The sequence below is a fragment of the Enterococcus sp. DIV1368b genome (genome assembly GCF_050529595.1).
GTDB classification, from domain to species: domain Bacteria; phylum Bacillota; class Bacilli; order Lactobacillales; family Enterococcaceae; genus Enterococcus_B; species Enterococcus_B mundtii.
The window spans coordinates 487,883-505,000 of sequence record NZ_CP172883.1 but is presented as its reverse complement, the minus strand read 5'-3'; the positions used below and the strand labels follow the sequence as shown (position 1 = coordinate 505,000).

Sequence of the window (17,118 nt, the reverse complement as noted above, 5' to 3'; positions counted from 1 at the left end):
ATCTCTGGATCATAGCTTACGTACAGCTCCCCAAAGCATATCGGTGTTAGTCCCGTCCTTCATCGGCTCCTAGTGCCAAGGCATCCACCGTGCGCCCTTATTCACTTAACCTTATCAACCTTGCGGTTGGGTTTTGATCTTTCTTCTAGCGATAGAAGTCCAATCAAGAAAAATAAGCAATTGAACTTATTAAAAAACTCATTCAACGCGGTGTTCTCGGTTTGTATTACTTACATTTTTACTTCAATATCCAGTTTTCAATGAACAAGTATATAACAACATACGTTGTTAATGGAGCCTAGCGGGATCGAACCGCTGACCTCCTGCGTGCAAAGCAGGCGCTCTCCCAGCTGAGCTAAGGCCCCGGGTTACATTTTGAGTAGACCTCTCAAAACTGAACAAAGTATCGACAAACGTGTGTAGTCTCCGTAATATTCCTTAGAAAGGAGGTGATCCAGCCGCACCTTCCGATACGGCTACCTTGTTACGACTTCACCCCAATCATCTATCCCACCTTAGGCGGCTGGCTCCAAAAAGGTTACCTCACCGACTTCGGGTGTTACAAACTCTCGTGGTGTGACGGGCGGTGTGTACAAGGCCCGGGAACGTATTCACCGCGGCGTGCTGATCCGCGATTACTAGCGATTCCGGCTTCATGTAGGCGAGTTGCAGCCTACAATCCGAACTGAGAGAAGCTTTAAGAGATTAGCTTAGCCTCGCGACTTCGCGACTCGTTGTACTTCCCATTGTAGCACGTGTGTAGCCCAGGTCATAAGGGGCATGATGATTTGACGTCATCCCCACCTTCCTCCGGTTTGTCACCGGCAGTCTTGCTAGAGTGCCCAACTAAATGATGGCAACTAACAATAAGGGTTGCGCTCGTTGCGGGACTTAACCCAACATCTCACGACACGAGCTGACGACAACCATGCACCACCTGTCACTTTGCCCCCGAAGGGGAAGCTCTATCTCTAGAGTGGTCAAAGGATGTCAAGACCTGGTAAGGTTCTTCGCGTTGCTTCGAATTAAACCACATGCTCCACCGCTTGTGCGGGCCCCCGTCAATTCCTTTGAGTTTCAACCTTGCGGTCGTACTCCCCAGGCGGAGTGCTTAATGCGTTAGCTGCAGCACTGAAGGGCGGAAACCCTCCAACACTTAGCACTCATCGTTTACGGCGTGGACTACCAGGGTATCTAATCCTGTTTGCTCCCCACGCTTTCGAGCCTCAGCGTCAGTTACAGACCAGAGAGCCGCCTTCGCCACTGGTGTTCCTCCATATATCTACGCATTTCACCGCTACACATGGAATTCCACTCTCCTCTTCTGCACTCAAGTCTCCCAGTTTCCAATGACCCTCCCCGGTTGAGCCGGGGGCTTTCACATCAGACTTAAGAAACCGCCTGCGCTCGCTTTACGCCCAATAAATCCGGACAACGCTTGCCACCTACGTATTACCGCGGCTGCTGGCACGTAGTTAGCCGTGGCTTTCTGGTTAGATACCGTCAAGGGGTGAACAGTTACTCTCACCCTTGTTCTTCTCTAACAACAGAGTTTTACGATCCGAAAACCTTCTTCACTCACGCGGCGTTGCTCGGTCAGACTTTCGTCCATTGCCGAAGATTCCCTACTGCTGCCTCCCGTAGGAGTTTGGGCCGTGTCTCAGTCCCAATGTGGCCGATCACCCTCTCAGGTCGGCTATGCATCGTGGCCTTGGTGAGCCGTTACCTCACCAACTAGCTAATGCACCGCGGGTCCATCCATCAGCGGCACCGTAAAGCGCCTTTCAAAACGAAACCATGCGGTTTCGATTGTTATACGGTATTAGCACCTGTTTCCAAGTGTTATCCCCTTCTGATGGGCAGGTTACCCACGTGTTACTCACCCGTTCGCCACTCCTCTTTTCCCGGTGGAGCAAGCTCCGGTGGGAAAAGAAGCGTTCGACTTGCATGTATTAGGCACGCCGCCAGCGTTCGTCCTGAGCCAGGATCAAACTCTCATAAATAAAAGTTAGAACAATCTTTCGATTGCTAAGCTCAATTGTTTGCTAGCATATTGCTTGCTTGTTAAAAATGTTTGTTGTCTTGAATTGAATCAAGACGCCCTACACATTTGGTTTGTCTTACTTTGTTCAGTTTTCAAAGGTCTACGTGATAAATGAAACACAACTGTCTCGATTTATCGTTTGTGATTGCCGTAGCAACTTTTATATCTTAGCAAACTCTCAAATGATTGTCAACTATTTTTTAAAAGTTTTTCGAACTCGTTTTTCACGAGGTCGTTTTAGCAACTCACATATCATAACTCATTGTTTGTTATTTGTCAACAACTTTTTTTACCTCTTCTTTTGTAGAGTCAGCATTCCTTGATGAACTTCTCAAACAACACTAGTTATATTAACATGTGTTTTCCTATTCGTCAAGCATTATTTAAAGTTTTATTTACACTCTTAAAATCAGTAATAAACAAAAAACAACAAAAAAAAATATACCATTTATTCTATTTAGTTGTCAATCACTATTTCTGATAAATCTATCTGGTATACTTTCAATTCTGATCCTCTCTATAGTAGAAATACGAAAAAGTTGAAATGTTTTATTTTGGAATATACGATTTGCCTCTTACACTTTTTGCTAGTTTTCACTAGTTTCTTTACGAAAAATATGCATCGCGCCTTTGGTAATAAGCCAAAAAACCAGAGTACAGGTAAGTGAGATTTTGATTCTTTGGCTTGTTACTAAGGAAAAACCGATGATCCCAATTGCCTTTTTCAGTATGTAACACAATTGGATACAGTCTATTCATGTAAAATCAATTGCTCCATCAATCGTTGATCGTAGCCAACAAACAGCGCATCATCGATGATGATCAAAGGACGTCTTAAAAGATGACGTTGCGTTTTGCACAAAAATAGAAGTTGATCTTCCTGATTTTTTGGAAGCCCAGCTTTAATTTTTTTGAATTCAAATGACCATGTAGTAAATAATTGTTCAATATCTGCATTTTCAAAACTACATAACTCTTTGACTTCTTTATTACTTAAAGCTCTACTTTCTAGATCAACAAATTGATAAGACAAGTTCTTTTTCTCTAACCATTGGATTGCTTTAACCGTTATTGTGCAATTCGTTGAACTATAGATTTTGATATTCACAACGTCTCCTCCTATTCTTACGAATACAAGACACTATGTTTCATATAAATCAAGTTTCTTGCGACACCTCGTATTTCTCTAGGAATAAATGCTCGTATTTCATCTTCATTGAACCCAATCAATACTCTTTTTTCATCAAGTAGAATCGGACGTCTAAGTAAAGATGGGTATTCTTTGAACAAGCGGATCATTTCTTTTAATGATAAATCATTAAAATCGATTCCTAATTTCTCATAAACTTTTGAACGAGTAGAAATAATATCTTCGACTCCGCCTTCGGTTGCAGCCAATATTTGTCGTATCTCATTTTCTGATAGGGGTTCTGCAAAGATATTCTTTTCTTCAAAATCAAGGTGATTCGTTTGTAACCATGCTTTGGCCTTTCTGCAAGATGTACAGCTAGGCGAAGTGTATAGTTTTATCATTTTCTCACTCCTTTTTAATTGTAATCCCATTCTAAACGTAATATCAAAATAATGCCAGTCATACGCTATCCTTAAAATAAATAAATTTTGTTTTTGTTCATAATATTGTTATTTAAACAGTCAATTAAAGGTTATATTCTTTTTTATAAACAAAGGTTATTTAAAAATGGCATAAATAATAAAAGTTATTTATTTATTTGAATAAAAAAGCAAATCGAGTGTATTTTTACTCGCTTTGCTTTTCGTCATTTATTTGATTTTTTTAACTTTACAACCTGTTTCTTTAATAAAACGTGAAGGTTTTAATTTTCTTTTCCCTTTAAACTCAGGTACACATAAATAAAGACGATTCCTTGCCCTAGTCATTGCGACATAAAAAAGACGTCTCTCTTCCTCAATCGTCGTTAATGGTTCGATTTTCAACTCACTTTTCAATCTTTTATCTTTTGCTACCGCCCCATTGTAAGGAATCATCCCTTCATTACAACCGATTAAAAAGACGTTACGATAACTTAACCCTTTACTTTTGTGAATACTCTGGATACATAATGCATCTAGTTTCCCCTTACGATAAGCAATCAACCTTGTTTTTAGTTCAGCTGCAATTCCTTGGACCTCAAGATACAATTTTTTCAATTGTGGGATCGTTGGATATTGTCTGACAGTCTCCAGCAACCATTCTTTGTCACCTTGCTCGATTTCTTTATTCGGTCTTGGCAACCGACAATAGGCCTCAATCAGTGAAACACATGACCGCTTCGTTGGTTGATCAAATGTTTCTAGCGCGCTTACAAATGTCTTTAGTTCTTTTTCTCTAGCTTCTAAATTAGGCCGCCGTTTTAAAATATAAGCGACAATATCTTGGTCACTGTTTTTATTAGAGAAAAATTGGTCACATTCATTTGTTTTCAGATAACAATTAATCATCAACTGTCGTAACAACTGTTGGTGTGCTTGCACTTTTATCGGTGTTGCCGCATCATACCAACCGATAAATTTTTGATAAAATTGATAAAAAAGCTTAATTCCATAGATCCCCGCATATTGGGTATCTGCTTCTAGTACAAACGGAATATCTGTTTGGATCAAACGTTGCACCAATGCTTGTGTTTGTGATAATGAGCGATATAAAATAATAGATTCTTTGTATTTTCCTTTGTCTTCTATAAAAGCATATACTTGCTGAATCAACCAGTCACTTTCCTCTTGTACCGTTTTAAATGATAATGCCTGTAATACGCCTGGTTCCTTTTGTGCTGGTACCATCGCTTTAGGTATGCGATCCTCTTTATTGTACGTGATCAATCGATTAGCTCCTTGAACGATCGACGCTCGCGAACGATAATTGGTCAATAGAAAGAGTGTTTTTGTTGGATATTCTTTTTCAAACTGTTTGAGATAATCAGGTTCTGATCCTCTAAAGCCATAGATACTTTGATCATCATCCCCAACGATGATCAACTTGATTGGCGAGTCTTTCGCAATCAACTGAACGATTGCCCATTGCAAAGGATTCGTGTCTTGAAACTCGTCGATAAACAAGTAATCGTATTTTTGACCTACATATCTTCTGACATCTACATGAGAGAGGACATTTTTCAAATTTTGTAGAACATCATTGAATTCAAAAAGTCGTTGCTTTTGTTTTTCTTCATATAGTTCAGTCATTAATTGATCCATACGCTCAGAGATAGGTTGACGTGGGTCTTTTTCAATGGAATCAAATCTCTTTTTGATCAATTGGATGATCTCCTGTTGGGAGAGATTCATATTTTGCCAATAATCCAATCGGTTAGCAATCGTTTTCTCCCCATACTGATCGAAAGAATACAATTGATATTTTTTTATTAGTTTCTGCAGCAAAATATTTACTTTATATGGTGTGTCTTTAGAAAACTCACCTTGAATCCCTTCGGCAGAAAGATCCGGAAACTGCCGTTTGATATCACTGTACAGACGATAAAAAATACTATGAAAAGTTCCGATCGTCACATTCGTTTTTCTTTGACTAAAATTATCCACCCGTTTTTTCAATTCATTGGCAGCATTTCGAGTAAAGGTAATCATTAAGATCCTTTGCTCTTCTACTTGTTCTTCATTCATCAGATATACAGCTTTCGCACATATCGTTTGTGTTTTTCCACTTCCTGCACCTGCAATGATCCGTAAGTGTTTGCTCATATCATAAGTGATTGCTGCTTTTTGTTCATTATTGAATCGATTATAAGAACGCTTCTCAATATGTTCAAAAAATGATTCATTTGGCTGTTCTTCCTCATGTTGTTCTTCTACCAACCCTGGTGCTTCCCCATATGCAGCTTCATAACTAGCAATTATTTCTTCTTGCATTCGAAAAATTTGTTGGAGCTTTTTATATTTTCTTTCCCAATGGCTGATTTCTCTTTGCAATCGAAGAATTTCTTTCTCATTTTCTTGATTGATCATCTTCCCCATCTTTCTTTTATTTATTTTCTACTCCATTTATTTTCTTTATACTACCAGACCTTTACAAAAAATAAAATGGGGCTTCACCCTTTTACGATCGTGGTCTTAGGAAGAAACAAAAGAAACTCTACTATCAACTGATGTATTTGATGAGTTCCTAAAACTACATGAGAACCCCAAAAAAGCAAAATCCACTTTTCCTTTACCTTTCAAAGTAAAAATAGCCAGTCAAATCCAAAAATGATTTTCCATCATTCAAGATTTGACTGGCTATTTATCAAAATACTATTTTTCATTCATGAACAGTTACTATTAGTAGCTGTACTCTTTCACTGCACTTGACTTACGAACGACTAATTGCCAGTGTAAATTGTGTGCAGTTTCATTGTCTTCATCTGCGCAATTGAGAACACGAACCATCAAACTATTCTCATAGATTTTTTCAATTTCTGCTTCAATTGGAGAACAAAATAAATCTGATACAAATGCGTACGTTTTACCGACTTCAAATAGATTTTCATTTTCCATGCTATTTCCTCCATTATGTTGTACATACAGCACAACTTCTTTTGATAAAAATTTCGAATCTGTTACCTTTATTGACAAACCCACCTTCTTAAAGGCTTGCATGTTAACATAGAAACTACCTTGTTGTTGATATCAGAAGGCAACAACAAAAGGGGAAGGGGAGTTGCTGCCTTCTATTAAGAAGTTGGTAAAACAAAAATATAAGAACGTGTCACTTACATTCATCTTCGCAACCTCTACTAATTTTTAACATAAATTTTTAAACATAACACAGAAATATCATAAAAAGTTCTTTTGGCATCAAAACTGTTAATTAATCTCACTCTTTTTTGGCATAATCGTATGTTTAGTTGAAAATTTAAAGATGATTTGATAGTTTTACAGGAATTTTTTTATTATTTAGAGATAAACATGTCTTTTATTTTTTACATAAGAAAAAGTTTTCACTCTTATATAACAAATATGTTACAAAATTCACTTAGTTAACGATTTTGATGTCAAAACGTCCTTTTATGAATCGAAAAACTTTTTTTGTGTCTTTTCGCTTATTATAGTATTCGGAGGTACGTATAGAGATGAAAAATAAAGTGGTAAATCGAATATTGGCAATATTATTCAACGGAAAACAAGATGAAGAAGATATGACTTACATCCAAGTCAAGTTTGCTCTGGAAGTTTTACTGAACAATCTTGGAAAACTTGCTGTCGTTTTTGTATTTTCTTTATTGACAGGCACGTGGGCGGAAACAGGAATGACTTTCCTTTCATATATCTGTATTCGCAGATATGCTTACGGTCTCCATTCCGATTCTGAATTTGTTTGCTTACTTTGGACTTTGCTTTATTTGTGGGGGGTTCCCTTAGTAATGAAACATTATCAATTGACTTTCTCTTTCCCTATGATGGTCCTTTTGTTAATTGTTTGTTTTTTCCTTTTGCTTCGCTATGGATCAAGAGGCACAGCCCTTAACCCGATTGCACCAGAGAAACGCCCACCCCTACTAAAAAAAGCAATTTTCATGTATCTTTTATTTGCAGTACTCACATTATTTTTCTCTGCTTCTTACTTTTCTACCTATTTACTACTTGGGATTATTTTAGAAATAGCTACGTTGCTTCCAGTTACAAATTACATGATGAATATTGGAGGAATTTTTTATGAAAAAAACAATCGTTAAACAATTAACTAACCTTTCTGATTTCTTTGTATCTGGCTGCTGCTTCGGTATGAGCTCAGAATTTAAAATACCTGAAAAATTAAAAAAATAATATTATAAATATGCTATAATTTGGGAAAACGCAATGGGAGCTGTGCTTTATGTTTTTGTGGTCCATAGCCTTGCAATATCTGATTTACACAAGTTCTATCTTAATCATCAATTCCCAAATTAAAAATAAATACCTATTTTCTACGTTTAGTCTCTTGGCAGCAGCCCTGTTGGGAATACTTTACCCGATTTTAGGTATTTTTTCTGCACTTGTCGCAATTGCCATGTTGAGTCTACTTTTCTTTTTCTTTTCATCCTCGCGCCAACATATGATCTACGCATTACCATTGGGATTATTAGCTTCCATCTTAGGCGATCATTTGACGAGCGTCGCGGATTTTTTAGTATTGGAATCTGCTGTCATTGAACCTGGAGATGCATTACAATATTTCCATATAACTGTATCAGCGATTTTATCTTTATTATTTGCGTATGGATTCAAAAAATTTTTAGATAATTGGTCCGCTAGCGTTGACCGTCGAATGATTGGTACAATCGGTTCCTTGGTTCTACTTACCTACTATATCATTATTTTTTATACACGCTTTTCTGGTGAAACGCCAAAAGTACTAGCATTAAATACGAGCTTTTTTATCCTTTATCTGTGTGTCGGCCTAATTATCTTGATTTACTATTGGAAAATATCAAATAAAAAGATGGCAGATCAATTATTGGAACAACGCATCCAATTACAGCAAGATTACATTAGAGATCTAGAAAAAAACTATCAAGAACTTAGAGAGTTTAAACACGATTATCAAAATCTGTTGTTTTCTTTGAATAGTTATATTTCTGAAGGCGATCTTGAAGGCTTACAAAAATATTACAACCAAACGATTTTACCTACACGTGAAATGATGAATCTCTTCCCAGCAAATCTTAGCTTACTAGACAAAATGAAGGTACCTGAAATAAGAAGTCTATTCTCTTTAAAATTAATGATGGCACAAGAAAAAGGTATCTCTGTCCAATTGACTGTTCCAGACGAAATCGTCATTGGTAAAAAATATACGATCAATTTGGTAAGAATGCTTGGTATTATTCTTGATAATGCAATCGAAGGTGCAACAGTAACCAAAAAGAAAAAAATCGAAGTACTGATCATCAAGAAAAAACAGTCGTTGATGATCCGTGTCATCAACACTACTACGAATACGTTTCCATTGAGTAAGTTAAAACAAAAAGGCTTCTCGACGAAAACAAATCCCAAAAATGAAGGATTAGGTTTATTTATTCTTGATGAGTTAACAAAAACGAATCCTTATCTTTTTCTTGAAACATCGATTGAGAATCAGCGATTTTCACAAACAATCCATATACAATTAAAGGAGTAATTTTATGATTCCCATTTACATTTGTGAAGACGATCCGAAACAACTGGAAGTCATCTCTACAGTAATCAAGAATCGGATCATGATTGAAAATTTGGATAGTTATGTCCATATTGCAACTTCTGATCCTATTGAACTCCTCAATGCAGCAAGGATACGTACGTCTTCTTTTGGTATTTATTTTTTGGATATCGAACTGAAAGACAGTGAATTAGATGGCATTGCCATTGGAAAACGAGTACGTGACTTGGATTCGCTTGGAAAAATCATTTATGTGACTTCACACACCGATCTTTCCATGACGATTTTGAAAAGCAACATTGAGCCGACTGATTATATCATCAAAGAAGATATTTTTGATCTTAAAGAAAATGTTGAACGTATCTTAAGTAAAATATTCGAAGATTTCCAAACTGCGCCATTACAAAAGGATATTTTTAGAATTGAATTCAATGATGAAATCAAATTTTTACCTATTCGAGATATCCAATACTTTTCTACTGCTCAAGGTACTCCTCATAAACTGGAGGTCCATTTGACACATGCCCAAATGCAGTTTTACGAGAAGATAAAAGATATCGAAAAGAAAAGTCAACACTTTATCCGCTGTCACAAATCTTATGTCATCAATACCCAAAACGTCCAAACAATCAATAAGAAAACACGAGAAGTGACTCTATCTAACGGGGAAGTGATCCCTGTTTCGATTCGTGGGCTAAAGAAGTTGATTTCTTGAAAGACAATAAAATAAATAAATTCTTTTTAATAAAGAAACGAAGAATGAATGAAAAAGTCGTAAAATCCTCTTTTCCATTCATTCTTCGTTTTTTAGTATCGTTTAATGCGCGATCATTTCTTGCGCGATTTCTTTTCCAGTCATTTCTTCAGGATAGAAAGTTGGCCAATTGTCCATTTCTTCTAGTAAAGCTTCTTGGCTTTCATTTCCTAAATAGATATGGAAATGGTCTGATTTGGTAGGCGCAATCGAGTGGTCACTGAATTGTACATACTTGAATGCACCAGAATCAGGATCTTCTGCTTCAAACAAGAAACGGACACCGCGATTACCTGCTGAATAGTTCAAGATTTCTTTACCAGCATAACGGTATTTCGATTCTTTAACTTCGCCATCCTTGAAAGTAAAGATCATCGTATCATCTTTGATCTCAATTTTTTCGACATCTGTTTTGTAGCCTATTTCATAGTATTCACGATACTCTTCAGCTGTCATATCGGGGTTTGTTTTGGCTTTATATTCAAATACTTGATCGAATGTTCCATCTGACATATACGTATCGACAGTTTGCCAAACACCGTTCCAATCTGATAACGGGCGGTCTTGGACCTCTGCATCTTCAAAATAACCATTGTAAACTGTTTTTTCTTTCTCAGGCTTCAATGTATCTTCTAATGGATTTTCAGTATCCGTAGTTTTTTGGAGCGCTTTTAAGTTTGCTTCCATGATTGAAATGTACGTTTCGCCGTTATCCATTTGTTCTTTTGTCAATCCTTCTAAAGGATTCAATACTGCTAGTGATACCCCAGCTTCAGTGGCTAACGTACGAGCAATACTATCTTTGGCATTTTCTTCAAAATAGATATATTCAATCCCATGGTCTTCCACAAATTCTTTTAACTCGGCAATTCTTGCAGCAGATGGTTCTTCACTTGAAGAAAGACCGGCAATTGGTACTTGATTAAGACCGTATTCTAGAGCTAAATAATTGAACGCAGCGTGTTGGGTCACAAATGATTTTTGTTTTGCTTGACCTAATGTTTCTTTAAAAGTGTTGTGTAGCGCTTCTAATTCTTCTAAATAAGAGGCAGCATTTTCAGTGAATGCTTCTTCTTTTTCAGGATATGCCTCAATCAATTGGTCACGAATCGTTTCTACTTGCTTCATCGCTAGATTAGGAGCTAACCAAACATGTGGATCTAATTCATGAGAATGACCGTGGTCTCCGTGATCGTGATCATGGTCGTGGTCATCCGCATGATCATCGTGATCATGGTCTTCATGATCGTGATCTTCATCGTCATGATCGTGGTGATGGCAATGACCATCCCCAGGCAATAACAACATTCCTTCGGTTGCTTTGATTGGAAGTACATCGCCCTCTTTTAAAGTATGTTCAATTGCTGGAACCCAAGTTTCCATATTTTCATCATTATAAACAAAAACATCAGCATTTTGGATTTTTGCCATATCTCTTGCTGAAGGTTCATAGTCATGTGAATCTGTTCCAGCTGGAATCAATAATTCAACATTTCCCTCTTCACCAACTACTTGCTTCGTAAATTCGTACATTGGATAAAATGTCGTCATTACATTCAAGCTTTCATCATTTTGTGCATTTGTATTTGTTGCAGTATCTCCTGTGCCACAACTTGCAAGGATCCCTGTCAACAGTAATCCTCCTACCACCTTGATCCAACGTTTCATTTTATTCGCTCCTTCTCATCTTCTTTCTCTATTTGATTACGATTAATAAACGCAAATCGTAATAGTTACGTTTTAGCAACAGGAATTAATTTAGCATAGAATCAAACCAACCGTCAAGCATTATTACTAAATTTATTTTATTATCGAAATTCGATTGATTTTTCAACTGTATCATTTTCTTTTTATACCCGTTTCAGATTATAATAACTTGGAGTAGGACAAGCTTGTGAAAGAAGCGGTCAGCACTGAGTAATAAGACAGGAAAATCAAAAATGGCTTTTTCATTTTGGATTTTCTTGGCTTATTATTGAAGTGTTGCTTCTTGAACACCGTTTATCATAGGTTGTGAAAGAAGCGCTCTGACCTGAGCAGTAAGATGGAAAATCAGAAAATAGCTTTCCATATTTTTTGATTTTTTAGCTTAATGTTGAAGGTCAGCTTCTTGAACACCGTTTATCAGGTTGTGAGAAAGATGTTCAGCTCCAAGTAGTAAGGCAGAACTTGAGAAAATAGCTCTTTATATTTTTCATGGTCTGGCTAGCTATTGAAAAAGTATTCATTCGGTTTCAGTAGCTGATCAATGAGAACGGCATAACCCAAAAATCCAACTACTTATTTCAAGAGAAAGGAGAACTATCGTGGAAAAAAAACCGAAAGAATCTTCCCGACTGATTCGTTTTTTAGGAGGGAAAACTTCGTATTACGTTCTAGGATTACTCGTGATGATCGCGTTGGTCGTTTACTTTTTCCAAAAGATTGCTTTTATATTCAAACCACTGGTTGTCATTTTCATCACGACTTTACCACCAGTCCTTTTTGCTTTGGTCTTATATTATTTATTAGAACCTTTGATCAAACGTCTCAGCAAGAAACTCTCACGTAATCTGTCAGTCATTTTAGTTTTTGTTATTATTTTATTGCTGATTGGCTTAGGAGGTGTCTGGCTATTTCCTTTTTTAGAACAGCAAGCAACCACTTTGATTCAACAACTGCCTGACCTATTCCAAGATTTTCAACAAACGTTGAAGGACTTTTTAGCACAGACACCATTTTCTGATTCGTTCAATCAATTCTTTGCATCGATTGATGATTTCACCGATAACTTTACTTCATTTATCGGTAACTATTGGGAGAGCGGTGCTGAAAGTCTAGGAAATCTATTCTCAGCGGTCACAACGACCTTTATCACTTTATTTACTGGTCCAATCATTGCCTTTTTCCTTTTAAAAGATCCGCACAATTTTTATCAATCGGTCTTAGGTATCGTTCCACCAAAATTTCGCACAGATTTTCGGACATTGACTAAAATTGCGAACCAACAATTAGGTGCTTTCTTAAAAGGACAAATTATCGCTTCTTTCATTCTAGGTGCCGTTTACTGGGTAACTTTCTTATTGATTGGCTTAGAATTTGCAAGTATTCTGGCTATCGCTGCTGGTTTATTATGTATTATTCCTTATATTGGTCCATTCATCGCTTTCTTTCCTGGACTGTTCATTGCTTTTCAAGATTCGACGTTCATGGCTGTAAAATTTGTGATCGTCTGGTTCGTTGTCCAGTTGCTTCACGGAGATCTTGTGGTCCCTCGTGTGATGGGTGATCGGTTACAGATCCACCCCATCACGATTTTGATTGTCTTATTAGTCATGGGAGATCTTCTAGGAATCATGGGTGTCATTTTTGGTATCCCGATCTATACGCTGATCAAACTACTCGTTGTTTTTCTCTTTAGAAAATTCAAACAGCGTTATAACAAGTTTTATGGGGATCAAGGGGTTTATCAAAAAGCTGATTTTTCAGAGAAGGATTACTTTAAGTAACTAAAAAAGGATAGGAGTAAGACATTCGTCCACTCCTATCCTTAAAAAAACTATACGGTATTCAAAGAGCAACATTTCAGAGAGATGCAACTCCTCCATAAATAAGCAGCAAAAGCTATTCATGCTTTTGCTGCTTATTTTTAAAACTATTCGTTTGTCACAGTCTCTACTTTTCTTGGACTAATAGTGCGACTGCTTGATAAGGCTGTAACTTCATTTCTTTTTCAACTGTCGTTGGGTAGTTACTGATCAATACTTCCGCGCCTACAAATTCTTCCGGTAATTCCACCGACGTTTCTTTCGCGTAAAAATTGGTCAGAACTAATAATTTTTGATCATCGGTTTGTCTAAGATAGCCATAGACTTGTGGATGCTCAGGTACAAAGGCTTTGTAATCACCATTAGCAATCACTGGATATGTTTTTCTTAGTTGGATCAGTCTTTGGTAATAGGCAAAAATCGACTGTTCTTGCTTTTGCTCAGTTGCTACATTGATTGTTTCGTGCTTCGATGCTAAAGGTAACCATGGTGTCCCTGATGTGAAGCCAGCTTGTGGTTCATCTGTCCACTGCATCGGTGTGCGTGAGTTATCTCGTGACTTTGCTTTAATTCGTCGAAAGGCTTCTTCTGGTGTGAATCCTTGTTCTTGTAAAAGTTTATATGCATTTAAGCTTTCAATGTCCCGATAGTCAGAAATCGAATCGAAGTCAGGATCGATCATGCCAATTTCTTCCCCCATATAGATATACGGAGTGCCTCGATTTAAATGGATCATCGTGGCCAACATCTCTGCCCCTTGTTTACGGTACTGTTCAACATCGACAAAACGATTTAAGGCACGTGGTTGGTCATGGTTATTCAAAAATAGTGCATTCCAGCCATTTCCTGCGCTCATTTCTTCTCCCCAAGTATGGAACAAACGCTTTAACTCTTCAAAGTCAAATGGCGGAGTTGTCCATTTATTGCCATTTTCATAATCGACTTTCAAATGGTGGAAATTAAATACCATTGACAATTCATTTCGTTCAGGTGACGTATATAAAAGACAGTTTTCGATAGTCGTTGAACTCATTTCCCCTACCGTTATGATTTCAGGGTCTTGGCCAAACGTTTCTTTATTTAAGCGTTGTAAATACGTATGAGTAATTGGTTTATCTGTGTACTCGGCTTTCCCTTCATTTTCCGCGTTGTTTTTTAGTTCCTCGTCTTTTCCGATCACGTTGATTACATCAAAACGGAACCCTTTGACACCTTTATCCATCCAAAAACGAACAACTTTGAATAATTCTTGTTGGACTGCTTCATTACGCCAATTCAAATCAGCTTGCGTTTTATCATACAAATGTAAATAGTACTTCCCTGTTTCGCCGAAGGGCGCCCAAGCGTTCCCACCGAATTTTGATACCCAATCTGTTGGTTCATCTCTTAAAATAAAGAAATCTTGATAATACTTGTCTCCAGCTAATGCTTTTTGGAACCATTCATGTTCAATAGAGACATGGTTCAATACCATATCTAGCATGATGTCGATCTGATATTTTTTTGCTTCAGCGACTAGCTCTTCAAAATCAGCCATCGTACCGAATAATGGATCGATTGCTTGATAATCAGAGATATCATACCCATTGTCTTTTTGCGGGCTTGGGTAAAAGGGGTTCAACCAAATCATATCAATGCCCAATTCATTTAAATAAGGCAATTTTTCTTTGACTCCTGGTAAATCACCAATCCCATCACCATTCGTGTCACGATATGACTTGGGATAAATCTGATAAATCACTTTTTCTGTAAACGCCATAAGCCTGTACCTCCAGCTGTTTTTAACTTATATATACAAGTTGATAATCCAATTATATATGAAACGTAAGCGTTTGTAAATCAATGACGCTAGGAAATGTGTACCATCATTTTTCCAGCAAATATTTTACGTTAAATCGATCATTCACGCCGCGCTCAATTCATTTAACTATTTATTTTTTTACAAATTCCTTTTTCAAGAAAATAAATTCTTTTAGTTATGTTATATTTAAGTATAGGGTCGTGATATAAATCAGCTTGTAGCATCTAAAATCGATTGAACAGTCTTCAAGTAACATGCTTTTTTCATACATACCCTAAACGATAAAAAGCCAAAAAGCGGAGGATCTCTACTATGACTTTTTTAAAACGTTCCAAATTATTTGCAACACTTGTTTTACTTAGCTTGACAGGAATCACTATTTTTATTTTTTCTAAGATCACTTTTATTTTCAGGCCACTCGAAGCGATCATGGCAAGTATCTTCTTGCCAATCTTGATTTCAGTTTTCGTATTTTATATTTTTCTTCCAATATACAATCAACTCCTCAAATATATAAAATCAAGAACGCTTGCGGTCACACTGATGATGCTACTGATTTTGTTAACTGTGTATTTGACCGTACAAGTGATTTTACCGATCATCATTTTGGAAATCAGTAAATTTATCGGTCAGGTTCCTCAAATTCTTTATGTTTTGGCAGAGAATCTAGATGGTTCCTTATTAGAAGAACGCTTGCTCCCATTTATTGATACACTGGAATTGAACCAATTGACACGTTTTGTTTTACAATTTGTTTCAGGTGCCACTTCAAGTTTAGTCAATGTATTCGAAATCGTTTCGCGCTCTGCGATCATTCTCTTTACGATTCCACTCTTACTGATTTATATGTTCAAAGATGGCGACAGGATTCCAGCTATATTGACACGCTACACGCCTAAGAAATTCCATCAGTTAGTCAGAGATTGGTGCCATGATTTCCATTTAGCAGCTTCGACCTATATTAGTGGCAAGCTTTTAGTCTGTACGTATGTAGGTGTGGGGAGTTATCTTGTTTTTAAAGTATTAGGCTTGCCAAATGCGTTATTACTTGCCTTGATTTGTGGATTGATGGATATCATTCCTTATTTTGGTCCGTTTATTGGTGCTGCACCGGCTTTACTGTACGCATTAAGTCAAGACGTGAAAACAGCCTTACTCTTAGTAGCTTTCATCACCTTGATTCAATTTGGGGAATCTTACTTGGTGTCTCCTCTAGTGATGAATAAGATGATTCATATCCATCCAATTGCGACTGTTTTTCTTTTACTTGTCGCTGGGAACTTGTTTGGCTTATTAGGAATGATCCTCGTATTGCCGACGTATACGATCATTCGGGAGATGATCCGTAGCTTTATTCGCTTTAAGAACACTACTGATACAGCTAATTCAACTCATCCAACTGAATAATCCTAGGGATAAACGGGGAAATTTACCGTTTATCCTTTTTTGGCTTTGCCCCGAGGCTCTCTTTATCTATTCTCCTCTATCTTTCAACAAAAAAACCGTTTATTGCGATCTTCTTTTTCAAGAATAAGCAATAAACGGATCAGAACTATCGATTGATCTATTCTGTTGGTTCATCGATGAAACGTTGGACCTTCATCTTCAACTGATATTTTTTTCGTAATTCAGCAATCTCCACCATCATCTCTGATTTGTGGTGACGATCGATTGCTTCTTGATCTGTCCAGCGATCTACCAATAAGATCGATTCAGCATCTTCTAAAGGAATAAAATACTCATAACGTTCATTTCCTTCTTGCGCACGAATGCGTTCGACGATTCCTCGCTCTGTCATTTCTTGGGCAAATGCCTTTGCATTGCCTTCTTTACCGCTATATAGGATATTCACAGTAATACTCATCT

12 protein-coding genes, 1 tRNA gene and 2 rRNA genes (1 of these 15 running past the window's edge) are annotated in these 17,118 nt (G+C 37.2%); 5 read left to right on the top strand and 10 right to left on the bottom strand.

The window, feature by feature from the left end; translation table 11 throughout:
- From IGJ19_RS02365 to IGJ19_RS02335, 7 genes are all read right to left on the bottom strand, one after another.
- Window positions 1-111: ribosomal RNA gene (locus IGJ19_RS02365) — 23S ribosomal RNA — on the bottom strand; it reaches 2,804 nt to the left of the window's first position.
- 181 nt (window positions 112-292) lie between these two features.
- Window positions 293-365: transfer RNA gene (locus tag IGJ19_RS02360), tRNA-Ala, on the bottom strand.
- A 77-nt stretch (window positions 366-442) separates the two neighbouring features.
- A 16S ribosomal RNA gene (locus IGJ19_RS02355) occupies window positions 443-2,003 on the bottom strand.
- Together the 16S and 23S rRNA genes with 1 tRNA gene alongside form the textbook arrangement of a ribosomal RNA operon.
- Window positions 2,004-2,795: 792 nt before the next feature.
- Window positions 2,796-3,152, bottom strand: a complete 357-nt coding sequence (locus IGJ19_RS02350) for an ArsC/Spx/MgsR family protein (RefSeq protein WP_074800335.1) — start codon at window positions 3,150-3,152, stop codon at window positions 2,796-2,798.
- Between the two features lie 17 nt (window positions 3,153-3,169).
- Complete coding sequence (gene spx, locus IGJ19_RS02345) at window positions 3,170-3,577, bottom strand: transcriptional regulator Spx (protein WP_019724106.1); 408 nt, start codon at window positions 3,575-3,577, stop codon at window positions 3,170-3,172.
- A gap of 249 nt (window positions 3,578-3,826) precedes the next feature.
- Complete coding sequence (locus IGJ19_RS02340) at window positions 3,827-6,031, bottom strand: ATP-dependent helicase (RefSeq protein WP_430604366.1); 2,205 nt, start codon at window positions 6,029-6,031, stop codon at window positions 3,827-3,829.
- A gap of 303 nt (window positions 6,032-6,334) precedes the next feature.
- Complete coding sequence (locus IGJ19_RS02335; RefSeq protein ID WP_010736344.1) at window positions 6,335-6,550, bottom strand: hypothetical protein; 216 nt, start codon at window positions 6,548-6,550, stop codon at window positions 6,335-6,337.
- Between the two features lie 575 nt (window positions 6,551-7,125).
- On the opposite strand from IGJ19_RS02335, the gene IGJ19_RS02330 reads away from it, so the two are divergent.
- The 3 genes from IGJ19_RS02330 to IGJ19_RS02320 all read left to right on the top strand — a co-directional run bounded on the left by IGJ19_RS02330 (window position 7,126) and on the right by IGJ19_RS02320 (window position 9,885).
- Window positions 7,126-7,728, top strand: coding sequence for an accessory gene regulator B family protein (locus IGJ19_RS02330; RefSeq protein WP_010736345.1), 603 nt, complete (start codon window positions 7,126-7,128; stop codon window positions 7,726-7,728).
- 140 nt (window positions 7,729-7,868) lie between these two features.
- Window positions 7,869-9,152 (top strand): sensor histidine kinase, encoded by a 1,284-nt coding sequence (locus tag IGJ19_RS02325; RefSeq protein WP_019723361.1) that lies wholly within the window; start codon window positions 7,869-7,871, stop codon window positions 9,150-9,152.
- 4 nt (window positions 9,153-9,156) lie between these two features.
- Window positions 9,157-9,885, top strand: coding sequence for a LytR/AlgR family response regulator transcription factor (locus tag IGJ19_RS02320; protein ID WP_010736348.1), 729 nt, complete (start codon window positions 9,157-9,159; stop codon window positions 9,883-9,885).
- A gap of 102 nt (window positions 9,886-9,987) precedes the next feature.
- Here the strand turns inward: IGJ19_RS02320 and IGJ19_RS02315 are convergent, their stop codons facing one another.
- Window positions 9,988-11,592: a zinc ABC transporter substrate-binding protein AdcA gene (locus tag IGJ19_RS02315; protein ID WP_430604365.1), complete on the bottom strand. Its 1,605-nt coding sequence runs from the start codon at window positions 11,590-11,592 to the stop codon at window positions 9,988-9,990.
- A 638-nt stretch (window positions 11,593-12,230) separates the two neighbouring features.
- Here IGJ19_RS02315 and IGJ19_RS02310 point away from each other — a divergent pair.
- Window positions 12,231-13,412, top strand: coding sequence for an AI-2E family transporter (locus IGJ19_RS02310; protein ID WP_108173381.1), 1,182 nt, complete (start codon window positions 12,231-12,233; stop codon window positions 13,410-13,412).
- A gap of 166 nt (window positions 13,413-13,578) precedes the next feature.
- On the opposite strand, the gene treC is transcribed toward IGJ19_RS02310, so the two are convergent.
- Window positions 13,579-15,210 carry an alpha,alpha-phosphotrehalase gene (treC, locus tag IGJ19_RS02305; protein ID WP_430604364.1) on the bottom strand — a complete coding sequence of 544 codons (1,632 nt, stop codon included), beginning with the start codon at window positions 15,208-15,210 and terminating at the stop codon, window positions 13,579-13,581.
- A gap of 354 nt (window positions 15,211-15,564) precedes the next feature.
- Here treC and IGJ19_RS02300 point away from each other — a divergent pair, with 354 nt between their 5' ends.
- Window positions 15,565-16,659, top strand: a complete 1,095-nt coding sequence (locus tag IGJ19_RS02300) for an AI-2E family transporter (protein ID WP_019723357.1) — start codon at window positions 15,565-15,567, stop codon at window positions 16,657-16,659.
- Window positions 16,660-16,816: 157 nt separating this feature from the next.
- On the opposite strand, the gene IGJ19_RS02295 is transcribed toward IGJ19_RS02300, so the two are convergent.
- The gene (locus IGJ19_RS02295) at window positions 16,817-17,116 is read right to left on the bottom strand and encodes an antibiotic biosynthesis monooxygenase family protein (protein ID WP_019723356.1); all 300 of its coding nucleotides are present in this window, start codon (window positions 17,114-17,116) and stop codon (window positions 16,817-16,819) included.
- Window positions 17,117-17,118: the final 2 nt, after the last annotated feature.

Excerpts from the sequence above, each read along its gene's own strand:
- spx (WP_019724106.1), bottom strand. The coding sequence starts at position 3,577 with ATGATAAAACTATACACTTCGCCTAGCTGTACATCTTGCAGAAAGGCC.
- IGJ19_RS02340 (WP_430604366.1), bottom strand. The coding sequence starts at position 6,031 with ATGGGGAAGATGATCAATCAAGAAAATGAGAAAGAAATTCTTCGATTG.
- IGJ19_RS02335 (WP_010736344.1), bottom strand. The coding sequence starts at position 6,550 with ATGGAAAATGAAAATCTATTTGAAGTCGGTAAAACGTACGCATTTGTA.
- IGJ19_RS02330 (WP_010736345.1), top strand. The coding sequence starts at position 7,126 with ATGAAAAATAAAGTGGTAAATCGAATATTGGCAATATTATTCAACGGA.
- IGJ19_RS02325 (WP_019723361.1), top strand. The coding sequence starts at position 7,869 with ATGTTTTTGTGGTCCATAGCCTTGCAATATCTGATTTACACAAGTTCT.
- IGJ19_RS02320 (WP_010736348.1), top strand. The coding sequence starts at position 9,157 with ATGATTCCCATTTACATTTGTGAAGACGATCCGAAACAACTGGAAGTC.
- IGJ19_RS02315 (WP_430604365.1), bottom strand. The coding sequence starts at position 11,592 with ATGAAACGTTGGATCAAGGTGGTAGGAGGATTACTGTTGACAGGGATC.
- treC (WP_430604364.1), bottom strand. The coding sequence starts at position 15,210 with ATGGCGTTTACAGAAAAAGTGATTTATCAGATTTATCCCAAGTCATAT.
- IGJ19_RS02300 (WP_019723357.1), top strand. The coding sequence starts at position 15,565 with ATGACTTTTTTAAAACGTTCCAAATTATTTGCAACACTTGTTTTACTT.
- IGJ19_RS02295 (WP_019723356.1), bottom strand. The coding sequence starts at position 17,116 with ATGAGTATTACTGTGAATATCCTATATAGCGGTAAAGAAGGCAATGCA.